This is a genomic window from Streptomyces sp. MnatMP-M17 (assembly GCF_900091995.1).
Classification (GTDB): domain Bacteria; phylum Actinomycetota; class Actinomycetes; order Streptomycetales; family Streptomycetaceae; genus Streptomyces.
Window position 1 is genome coordinate 1 of the sequence record NZ_FMDK01000180.1, and the last position, 10,510, is coordinate 10,510.

Here is a 10,510-nt window from a genome sequence, read left to right on the forward strand (position 1 = left end):
TGCGGCGCCGCCCGGCCGCCGTGCCGTGCCCCGCGGCGGGAGTTGGCTCACACCGTCCACCACCCCGTCGTGTTCGCGGGCAGCTCGGTCTCGGGACCGTCCGCCGTCATCGGGTGGCTGGACAGCAGCAGGCTGCCGCGGACCGGGATCCGTACCGCCCTGTCCGTCGTGTTGACCGTGCACAGGAAGCCGGGCCGGGAGAAGACCAGGACGCCCTCGGGCGCGTCCAGCCACTCCACCGACGCGCCGGCGCCCAGGCCCGGGTGTTCCTTGCGCACCGCCAGCGCCGAGCGGTACAGCTCCAGCGTGGAGTCCGGATCGCCGGTCTGGGCCTCGATGCTCAGCGGGCCCCAGTCGTCCGGCTGCGGCAGCCAGCTCCCGCCCGCGCCGAAACCGTACGAACTGCCCTCCCGCGTCCAGGGAATGGGCACCCGGCAACCGTCGCGGAAGCCGTCCTGCCCGTCCGCGCGGAAGTACGAGGGATCCTGTCGCGCCTCGTCGGGCAGATCGGTGACATCGGGCAGCCCGAGCTCCTCGCCCTGGTAGATGTACGCGGAGCCGGGCAGCGCCAGCATCAGCAGCGTCGCCGCGCGGGCCCGGCGCAGTCCGAGCGTACGGTCGCCCGCCTCCCTGGTCTGCGTACCGCCGCCGGGCGGGCCCGCGAACCTGGTCGCGTGCCGGGTCACATCGTGGTTGGAGAGCACCCAGGTGGCGGGCGCGCCCACCGGCCGCATCGCCGCCAGCGAGACATCGATGACCTCGCGAAGCGCGGGACCGTCCCACGAGGTGCTCAGATACTGGAAGTTGAACGCCTGGTGCAGTTCGTCGGGACGTACATAGTTCGCGGTGCGTTCGACCGTGGGCGTCCAGGCCTCCGCGACGGCGATCCGGTCCCCGGGATACTCGTCCAGGATCCTGCGCCACTGCCGGTAGATCTCGTGCACTCCGTCCTGGTCGAAGAACGGCATGACGTCATTGCCGAGCAGCCTGAGCTGGCCCGAGCCGCCGATGTCCGGCAGTCCGTCGGCCTTCACCAGTCCATGGGCGACATCGACGCGGAAGCCGTCGACGCCCATGTCCAGCCAGAACCGCAGGATCGAACGGAACTCGTCGGCGACCGCCGGATGGTCCCAGTTGAAGTCGGGCTGCTCCGGCGCGAAGAGATGCAGATACCAGTCGCCGGGAGTGCCGTCCGGATCGGTCGTCCTGGTCCAGGCGGGGCCGCCGAAGATGGACTCCCAGTCGTTGGGCGGGAGTTCACCGCTCGCGCCCTTGCCGGGACGGAAGTGATAGCGCTCGCGCAGCGCGGAGCCCGGCCCTTCCCGCAGGGCCCGCTTGAACCAGTCGTGCTCCTCCGAGGAGTGGTTGGGCACAAGGTCTACGACGACGCGCAGGTGGAGCTCATGGGCGTCACGGATCAGCGCGTCCGCGTCCAGCAGCGTGCCGAACATCGGATCGATGGCCCGGTAGTCGGCGACGTCATAGCCCGCGTCGGCCTGCGGCGACGCGTAGAAGGGACTGAGCCAGACGGCGTCGACGCCCAGCTCCCTGAGATACGGCAGCCGGCGGCGTACCCCGTCGAGATCGCCCATGCCGTCGCCGTTGCCGTCGGCGAAACTGCGTGGGTAGACCTGGTAGATCACCGCGTCCTGCCACCAGCCGTGGCGGTGGCCCGGGGCGTCGTCGGACGTGCCGGTCAGAGGGGCAGCGAGGTGCTGGGTCATGTCATCCCTGGGGTGTCTGGGGGGAAGGGAGCGGCACGCCGGGCCTGGCCGGCCGCGCGCCGCCGTCGTCGTACGAACACGGTGGTGCGGGCAGAACACGGTGTACGGCCAAGGGAGATCAGCCCTTGACGGCACCGGCGGACATGCCGGTGACGAGATGGCGCTGGGCGAAGAGGAAGACGAGCGCGGCAGGAACGGCGATGAGCACGGACGCGGCGGTCATCGGGCCCCACTGGGCGCCGTACTGGTTGACGAACTTCTGGAGGCCGCCGGCGAGCGTGAGATTCTCGTCGCCGACCATGAAGGCGGAGGCGTACGCCACTTCGCCCCAGGCGGTGATGAAGGAGTAGAACGCGGTCACCGCGAGCCCGGGTTTGGCGAGCGGCAGCACCAGCCGGAAGAACGTACCGAACGGAGTCAGTCCGTCGACCTGGCCGGATTCGTCGATCTCCCGGGGGATGGTGTCGAAGAAGCCCTTCATCATCCAGGCGCAGAACGGCACGGCGATGGTGAGATATGTGATCACCAGACCTGCCGACCGGTTGAGCAGTCCCAGTCCCGACATGATGTTGTAGATCGGCACGATGAGGACGGCGACCGGGAACATCTGGGTGATCAGCAGTGTCCACATCAGCCCGCGCTTGCCGGGGAAACGGAAGCGGCTGACGGCGTAGCCGGTGGTGGCGGCGGTGAAGACACCGAGCACCGTGGTGAATCCGGCGACGAGCAGCGAGTTGCCGAACCAGGTGAGGAACGGGGTGTCGCGCAGCAGGTTGGTGTAGTTCTCGAACGTCGTCTCTTTGAAGAAGTCCGTGGTGGTCGCGTAGCTCGCGGGCTTGAGCGAGGTCAGCAGGACCCAGAGCACCGGAAAGACGGCGATCGCGGACGCGACGATCAGGGTGGTGTGCAGGGCGACGGAGGCCAGCGGTGAACGCCTGCCCCGGCGCGGTGTGTTGGCGCCGGCCGTGGTGGTGGACGGCGTGTCGGCCGGAGTGGTCCTGGGGACGGCTGCGGTGGTCACCACGTATCTCCCTGCGTACGGAGGACTCGCCGGTAGACCGCGGCGAAGGCCATCAGGAGGACGAGGATCAGCACGCCCCAGGTGGAGGACTGCGCGAAGTCGCGCGGGCTGATCTCGAAGGAGAACTTGAACGCCTGCGTGACCAGGATCTGTGTCGCCTCGCCGGGACCGCCGCGGGTCAGCAGGAAGATCACCGGGAACATGTTGAACGTCCAGATGGTGGAGAGCAGGATCACGGTCGTACTGACCGAGCGCAGCCCGGGCATGGTGATGTGGCGGAAGCGCTGCCAGGCATTGGCGCCGTCCATCTCGGCCGCCTCGTACATCTCGCCGGGGATGGACTGGAGTCCGCCGAGCAGCGCGACCATCATGAAGGGCACTCCGAGCCAGATGTTCACGGTGATGACCGAGAACTTGGCCCAGGTCGGGTCGTTGAGCCAGGGCACGGCGTCGATACCGCCACCCGCCAGCAGCTTGTTGAGGAAGCCTCGGTCCTCGTTGTAGAGAAAGCGCCAGGCGAAGACGGAGACAAAGCCCGGCACGGCCCAGGGCAGGATCAGCAGCATCCGGTAGAAGGAGCGGCCGGCGATCCGGCGGTTGAGGATGTTCGCCAGGGCCAGCCCGAGACCGAAGGTGACGGTGACGCAGGAGACCGTCCACACCAGCGTCCAGCCGAGAGTGGACAGGAACTGATCACCCGTCAGCGCGTCGGCGTAGTTGTCGAGTCCGACGAACTCATAGGTGGCGGGCAGATGGTTGACGCCGATGCTGCGCTCGACATTGCGCTCGTTGGCGTCGGTGAGCGACAGATAGACACCGCGGACCAGCGGATAGCCGATGATCACGCCGATCACGGCCACCACCGGGGCGACCATGGCCCAGGCGTACCAGTGGGTCGCGAGGCCCCGCCTGAGCCTTGCCGGAGCCGGGAGCCCGCCGGGCCGCCGGAGCCCGCCGGGCGGTGTGCCGCCCGCGGCCTTCGGCACCGACTGGCTGGTGTGGAGAGCCATCCGGCCCGCCTTTCCTTTTCCTACGTCTGCTTCTTTGCTACGGCCCACCGGCCGGGACCGGACCGGACCGGCCGGGCCCCGTCAGGACCGGTGCGGCCCCGTCAGGACCGGTGCGGCCCCGTCAGGACCGGTGCGGCCGACCCGCTTCCGGCTGCTTCGAGCTGCTTCCGACTGCCTGCTTCCGGCCGCTTCGGGCTACTTCCAGCCCTTGAGCAGCTCGCGATAGGCGTCACCGGTGGCGCCGACGCCCTTCTCCGGTGTGGTCTGTCCGGTGAGGACCTTGGTGTACTCGGTCACCAGCGGCGCGAACAGGCTGCCGGTCTCCGGGATCCATGGGCGCTCGACGGCCTTGTCCACGACGGGCTTGAAGAATCCGACGATCTCGTTGTCCGCGACGCCCGGCATCGCGTAGGCCGACGTACGCGTAGGGAGCAGGCTCAGCTCCTCGGCGACCTTGGCCTGGCTCTCGGCGGAGGTCATGTACTCGGTGAAGGCGTAGGAGGCGTCCAGGTTCTTGGAGCCCGCGTACACCGCGAGGTTGTGGCCGCCCTGCGGGGAGCCCTGCGCGACGGAACCGGCCGGTACGGGTGCGATGCCCAGATTGGCCTTGTCCTTGAACTCGGCGCCGCCATAGGTGTCGGCGACGGCCCAGGGACCATTGATCATCATCGCGACCTTGCCGTCCTTGAAGGACGCCTGCATGTTCTCCCAGCCGTCGGCGGCGTCGGTCTTGGCCGCTCCCGAGTCCACGAGATCCTTGACGACGGTCATGGCCTTGACGCCGGCCGTGTTGTCGACAGTGACGGTCTTGGACTCGGCGTCGACCAGATTGCCGCCCTCGCCGTACAGGAACGACAGGAACCAGTAGGCGTCGTCACCGCGCAGATACAGCCCGGTCTTCCCGGTCTTGTCCTTGATGGTCTTCGACACGGTCTTCAACTCGGCGACGGTCGTGGGCACTTCGACGCCCGCGTCCTTGAAGATCTTCTTGTTGTAGAAGATGCCCATGGAGTCGATGACCTGCGGTACGGCATAGGTCTTGCCGTTGTACTCGGTGGAGGCGGCGGCCTGCGGCAGGAAGTCCGCGTCGTTCTTGAGCGCCGCGGTGCCGTCCAGCGGCGCGAGATAGCCGAGATCGGCGAACTCCGGAGTCCACGCGACCTCGGCGCGGATCACATCGGGCGCGCCGGAGCCGGACTGCGCCGCGTTCTTGAACTTGTTCTGGGCCTCGCCGAAGGGCACGTTCACATACTTGACGTCGACCTTCGGGTGCTTCTTCTCGAAGTCCTCGGCGAGCTGCTTGAAGACCTTGTCCTCGCTGCCGACCGTGGAGGTGTCCCACCAGGTCACCGTGCCCGAAAGCTCGCCGCCCGCGCTCTTGCCGCTCGCCGGCTCGTCGTCGCTTCCGCAGGCGGTCGCCGCGAGGGCCAGGGTCGCGGCCAGGGCGGTGGCCGTTATGCCACGTCGCATCCGAACTCCTTCAACTGCCGTACCGCTCCGTCGCGGCGCCGGGTCGGACGTGAAGGTAACAGCGATGCAAGAAGGCCGAAAGACCTTGCGGAAGATTTCTGCAAGGACCGTTGATCGTTACTGCGGCGTGTCCCGCCGATTGCGGCCATACCCCTTGACGCGGGCCCTGGAGACCTGACAGGGACGGATCGTGCAGGTCCACGGCGTATGCCCGGGATGGCAGCACTGCCGCAGGAAGGTTTCGCAAGATCTTGCAAGGTCGGCCCGGGATGGCCGGTTCCCGCGTGCGGTGGGCAATCCGACAGACGCCCGGTACAGTCCACTCACATGACCGCACGGCTTGCCGATATCGCAACTCAGGCGGGGGTCAGCGAAGCGACGGTCAGCCGCGTACTGAACGGCAAACCCGGGGTTGCCGCGGCCACCCGCGAATCCGTACTCGCCGCGCTCGACGTCCTCGGCTACGAACGTCCGGTGCGGCTGCGCCGCCGCAGCGCGGGACTCGTCGGCCTGATCACACCCGAGCTGGAGAATCCGATCTTCCCGGCCCTGGCTCAGGTCATCGGTCAGGCGCTGACCAGGCAGGGCTACACACCGGTGCTCGCGACCCAGACTCCCGGCGGATCCACCGAGGACGAGCTGACGGAGATGCTGGTCGAACGGGACGTCTCCGGCATCATCTTCGTCTCCGGACTGCACGCCGACACCTCCGCCGACATGCGGCGGTACGAGAAGCTGCGCGCCCAGGGCGTGCCCTTCGTCCTTGTCGACGGTTTCTCGCCGAAGGTCCAGGCGCCGTTCATCTCTCCCGACGACCGGGCGGCTATGCGGCTGGCGGTGACGCATCTCGTCTCGCTCGGCCATCAGCGCATCGGGCTGGCCGTCGGCCCGCGCCGCTTCGTGCCCGTACTGCGCAAGATCGAGGGTTTCCGCGCCACGGTCCAGGAGTTGCTGGGACTCTCCTCGGACGAGACGGACGAGCTGATCCAGCAGTCGCTGTTCACGCTGGAGGGCGGTCAGGCCGCGGCCTCCGCGCTGATAGACCGCGGCTGTACGGCGGTGGTGTGCGCCAGCGACATGATGGCGCTGGGCGCGATCCGCGCGGCGCGGCGGCTCGGTCTCGATGTGCCGCGCGATCTGTCGGTGGTCGGCTTCGACGATTCGCCGCTCATAGCCTTCACCGATCCGCCACTGACGACGATCCGCAAGCCGGTGCCGTCGATGGGCCAGGCGGCGGTCCGCACGCTCCTGGAGGAGATCGGCGGCACTCCCGCGCCGCACAGCGAGTTCGTCTTCATGCCCGAGCTGGTGGTTCGCGGTTCAACCGCTTCCGGACCGGCTCCGGGGGCGCAGGGAATACCGGGATCGCGGACGCGTCCGTAGTCCCGTCCATAGTTCCGTGCGTAGTCCCGTCCGTCCCGTCCGTAATGAGGAGAAGCCCGCGGGCGGAGTCGTCCCACGGTAGTAGCGCGTGCGAGGCGAACCCGACCGGGGGATGATCGGTCGGAGGACGAGAATCTGGCAGACTCTCTCGCTATGGGTGAACCAACAGTGAAGACAGAGGAAGGCCGAGGGGTCAGCCCGTCACCCATCACACACGAGGAGGCGGACGCGAACCACGTGGCGACCGGCGCGAAACGCGACGCGACCGCACAGCCGGTGGACACCATGGATCCGGTGCCCGACGGCGCGTCGTCAAAACCGGCGGACGACCGCACGCTGCCGCGGCGCGACCACCTGTGGCTGCGGCGCGCGAGATCTCCTCGCCGTCCTCGTCTCTGGTTCGAAATCCTCCTGATCGCGGTGAGTTACTGGACGTACTCACTGATCCGTAACGCGGTTCCGGAGCGGCGGGCGAAGGCTCTGGAGAACGCGAACTGGATCTGGGACACCGAACAGCATCTTGGCATCGCCGTGGAGCGGTCAATCAACCACGCGGTGAATTCTGTGACGTGGCTGATCGTAGGAATGAACTACTACTACGCGACTCTCCACTTCATCGTCACGATAGGTGTGCTGGTCTGGCTCTTCCGCCGCCATCCCGGCCGTTACGCGGCCGGCCGGCTGGTGCTCTTCGCGACCACGGCCGTGGCCCTGCTCGGCTATTACCTGTATCCGCTGGCGCCGCCGCGGCTGATGGCCGGGAACAGCTTCATCGACACGGTCGTGCACCATGAGACCTGGGGCTCGATGGCCTCGGGCAATCTCAAGAACATGTCGAACCAGTACGCGGCCATGCCGTCGATGCATATCGGCTGGTCGCTCTGGTGCGGTCTGACGATCTTCGCGCTGGCCAGGGCGCCCTGGACCAAGATTCTCGGTCTGCTCTATCCCACGCTGACGCTGGTGGTCATCGTCGCCACGGCGAACCACTTCTGGCTGGACGCGGTGGGCGGCATGATCTGTCTGTCCTTCGGCTTCGCGGTCTCGTACCTCTGGTACGGCTCGCTTCCCGCCCGGCTCCCGCGCGATGTGGACGAGCACGCGGAGAACTCAGCGGACACAGCGGACGGTCCGATGCGGCGGCTGCGTACGTTCAAACTGTTGGCCCGTACGGCGGCTGCGCCGACGGCGCGGGGCGCTTCGACGGCGCAGGGCGGCACGGCGGCGGTACGGAAGAACGGCACGGCGGTACGGGACACCTCGGCCGGTGGCAGGCCGGAGGCCGCCTCCTCGCACGGCGCTCACACCGCGTCGTAGTGCACACCGCGTCCTGGCTCACACAGCGTCCCAGTTCACACCACGTCGTGGCTCACACAGCGTCGTAGAACAGCCGCTCGACCACCGCGCGCGCCCTACGTGTGATCCGGCGGTAGTCGTCCAGCATGTCTCCCACATGGCCCGGCCCGTACCCGAGGTAACGGCCCATCGCCGCCAGTTCCCGGCCGTCCGACGGGAAGGTGTCGCCCGGCCTGCCTCTGACCAGCATCACGCCGTTGCGCACCCGGGAGGCCAGCACCCACGCGTCGTCCAGGATCTGCGCGTCCTCCGTCGAGAGCAGTCCGGCCGCCTGGGCCGCCGCGAGCGCCTCGCGCGTACGGGTCGTCCGCAGTCCCGGTTCCGCCCAGCCGTGCCGTAGCTGGAGCAACTGGACCGTCCACTCGACGTCCGAGAGCCCGCCTCGGCCCAGCTTGGTGTGGAGCGTCGGATCGGCGGCCCTGGGCAGCCGTTCCCGCTCCATCCGCGCCTTGAGGCGGCGGATCTCCCGTACCGCGTCCTCGCCGAGCCCTTCCGCCGGATACCGCAGTGTGTCGATCAGCTCGATGAAGCGGCTGCCCACACCGGCGTCGCCCGCCATCGGCTCCGCGCGCAGCAGCGCCTGGCTCTCCCAGACCAGCGACCAGCGCCGGTAGTAGGCCGCGTAGGAGGCGAGCGTACGGACCATCGGGCCGCTCTTGCCCTCCGGACGCAGATCCGCGTCGATCAGTAACGGCGGATCGGCGGTCGGGACCTGGAGCAGCCTGCGCATCTCGGTGACCACCGCGTTCGCGGCGCGGGCCGCCTCCTGCTCGTCCACGCCCTCGCGCGGCTCGTGCACGAAGAGCACATCGGCGTCCGAGCCGTAGCTCAGCTCGTGGCCCCCGAATCTGCCCATGCCGATGACCGCGAATCTGGTCGGCAGTGTGTCGCCCCACTCCGCGCGTACGGCGGCGCGCAGGGCGCCCGCGAGCGTCGCCGCGTTGAGATCGGTGACCGCGCTCCCGACACGGTCCACCAGCGCTCCGGGATCCTCCTCGGCCGGGCTCTCCTCCGTACCGTACGAGCCGATCAGATCCGCCGCGGCCGTACGGAACAGCTCCCGTCTGCGCACTCCGCGCGCGGAGGCGACGGCGCCCTCGGCGGTGTCCGCGCGCCCGACCGCCGCCAGGATCTCCTGTTCGAGATGGTCACGGCCGCGCGGTGCCAGACCCTCCGGATCGCCGAGGATCGCGACCGCCTCGGGCGCGCGCAGCAGCAGATCCGGCGCGAGCCGGCCGGCCGAGAGCACGCGCGCCAGATTCTCCGCCGCGGCTCCCTCGTCCCGCAGCAGCCGCAGATACCAGGGCGTCTTGCCGAGTGCGTCGGACACCTTGCGGAAGCCGAGCAGCCCGGCGTCGGGATCGGCCGAGTCCGCGAACCAGCCCAGCAGCACCGGCAGCAGCGTCCGCTGGATCGCCGCCTTGCGGCTCACTCCGGACGACAGCGCCTCCAGATGGCGCAGCGCGGAGCCCGGATCGGCGTATCCGAGCGCTTCGAGCCGCTGGCGCGCCGCCTTCGGACTGAGTCTGGTCTCGCCCGGCGTGAGCTGGGCGACGGCGTCGAGCAGCGGCCGGTAGAAGAGCTTCTCGTGCAGCCGCCGGACCACCGCGGCATGGCGTTTCCACGCCTTGTTCAGCTCGGCGACCGGATCGCCGCGCATCCCGAGCGAGCGCCCGAGCCGGCGCAGGTCGGCCTCTCCGTCCGGTACGAGATGTGTACGGCGCAGCCGGTAGAGCTGGATGTGGTGCTCCATGGCGCGCAGGAAGCGGTACGCCTCGTCGAGCTGCCGCGCGTCCGTACGACCCACATAGCCGCCCGCCGCCAGCGCGCCCAGTGCTTCGAGGGTGGAGCTGCTGCGCAGCGAGGCGTCACTGCGGCCGTGGACCAGTTGGAGGAGCTGTACGGCGAACTCGACGTCCCGCAGCCCGCCGGGCCCGAGCTTCAGCTCGCGCTCGGCCTGTCCCGCGGGCAGGTTCTCGACGACGCGGCGGCGCATCTTCTGCACGTCGGAGACGAAGTGCTCGCGCTCGGCGGCCTGCCAGACCAGCGGCGAGACGCCGTCGATGTACTCCGCGCCGAGCAGCGGATCGCCGGCCACCACCCGGGCCTTGAGCAGCGCCTGGAACTCCCAGGTCTTGGCCCAGCGCTGGTAGTACGCGAGATGGCTGCTCAGCGTCCGTACGAGCGGGCCGTTGCGGCCCTCGGGCCGCAGATTGGCGTCGACGGGCCAGATGGTCCCTTCGATGTTCGACTCGGAGCAGATCCGCATGAGATGGGACGCCAGCCGCGTCGCGGCCCGGATCGCGGCGCCCTCGTCGGCCTCGCCGTCGGCGCCTTCCGGCAGTGCTCCGACGAAGATCACATCCACGTCGGAGACATAGTTCAGCTCATGGCCGCCGCACTTGCCCATCGCGATGACGGCGAGCCGGCACGCGGCGGCGTCCTCGGGCGCGGCGGCCCGGGCGATCGCGAGGGCCGCGCGCAGCGTCGCGGTGGCCAGATCGGCGAGTTCGGCGGCGGGCTCGGCGACATCCGTCGTTCTGCAG

At 69.0% G+C, this 10,510-nt stretch carries 7 protein-coding genes; 2 read left to right on the forward strand and 5 right to left on the reverse strand.

Features of this window, described 5'->3' with window-relative positions; translation table 11 throughout:
• Positions 1 to 47: 47 nt before the first annotated feature.
• From GA0115259_RS08935 to GA0115259_RS08950, 4 genes are all read right to left on the reverse strand, one after another.
• The gene (locus GA0115259_RS08935; protein WP_093593422.1) at positions 48 to 1,724 is read right to left on the reverse strand and encodes a glycoside hydrolase family 13 protein; all 1,677 of its coding nucleotides are present in this window, start codon (positions 1,722 to 1,724) and stop codon (positions 48 to 50) included.
• Positions 1,725 to 1,842: 118 nt separating this feature from the next.
• Positions 1,843 to 2,745, reverse strand: a complete 903-nt coding sequence (locus GA0115259_RS08940) for a sugar ABC transporter permease (protein WP_370747535.1) — start codon at positions 2,743 to 2,745, stop codon at positions 1,843 to 1,845.
• On the reverse strand, positions 2,742 to 3,755 hold the full coding sequence (locus GA0115259_RS08945) for a carbohydrate ABC transporter permease (protein ID WP_093593425.1): 1,014 nt from the start codon (positions 3,753 to 3,755) through the stop codon (positions 2,742 to 2,744). Before GA0115259_RS08945 ends, GA0115259_RS08940 begins: the two co-directional genes overlap by 4 nt.
• A gap of 195 nt (positions 3,756 to 3,950) precedes the next feature.
• Positions 3,951 to 5,225, reverse strand: coding sequence for an extracellular solute-binding protein (locus GA0115259_RS08950; protein ID WP_093593428.1), 1,275 nt, complete (start codon positions 5,223 to 5,225; stop codon positions 3,951 to 3,953).
• A 327-nt stretch (positions 5,226 to 5,552) separates the two neighbouring features.
• Between GA0115259_RS08950 and GA0115259_RS08955 the strand changes: the two genes are divergently transcribed.
• Entirely contained in the window at positions 5,553 to 6,608 is a 1,056-nt protein-coding gene (locus GA0115259_RS08955) for a LacI family DNA-binding transcriptional regulator (protein WP_093593431.1), read from the forward strand.
• 153 nt (positions 6,609 to 6,761) lie between these two features.
• Positions 6,762 to 7,925 (forward strand): phosphatase PAP2 family protein, encoded by a 1,164-nt coding sequence (locus tag GA0115259_RS08960; RefSeq protein WP_237539865.1) that lies wholly within the window; start codon positions 6,762 to 6,764, stop codon positions 7,923 to 7,925.
• A 52-nt stretch (positions 7,926 to 7,977) separates the two neighbouring features.
• Here the strand turns inward: GA0115259_RS08960 and GA0115259_RS08965 are convergent.
• Positions 7,978 to 10,510: bifunctional [glutamine synthetase] adenylyltransferase/[glutamine synthetase]-adenylyl-L-tyrosine phosphorylase (locus GA0115259_RS08965; protein WP_093593434.1), on the reverse strand; the 2,533-nt coding region annotated here is incomplete at its 5' end.

Coding starts and splice junctions, on each gene's coding strand:
- GA0115259_RS08935 (WP_093593422.1), bottom strand. CDS start 1,724: ATGACCCAGCACCTCGCTGCCCCTCTGACCGGCACGTCCGACGACGCC.
- GA0115259_RS08955 (WP_093593431.1), top strand. CDS start 5,553: ATGACCGCACGGCTTGCCGATATCGCAACTCAGGCGGGGGTCAGCGAA.
- GA0115259_RS08960 (WP_237539865.1), top strand. CDS start 6,762: ATGGGTGAACCAACAGTGAAGACAGAGGAAGGCCGAGGGGTCAGCCCG.
- GA0115259_RS08945 (WP_093593425.1), bottom strand. CDS start 3,755: ATGGCTCTCCACACCAGCCAGTCGGTGCCGAAGGCCGCGGGCGGCACA.
- GA0115259_RS08950 (WP_093593428.1), bottom strand. CDS start 5,225: ATGCGACGTGGCATAACGGCCACCGCCCTGGCCGCGACCCTGGCCCTC.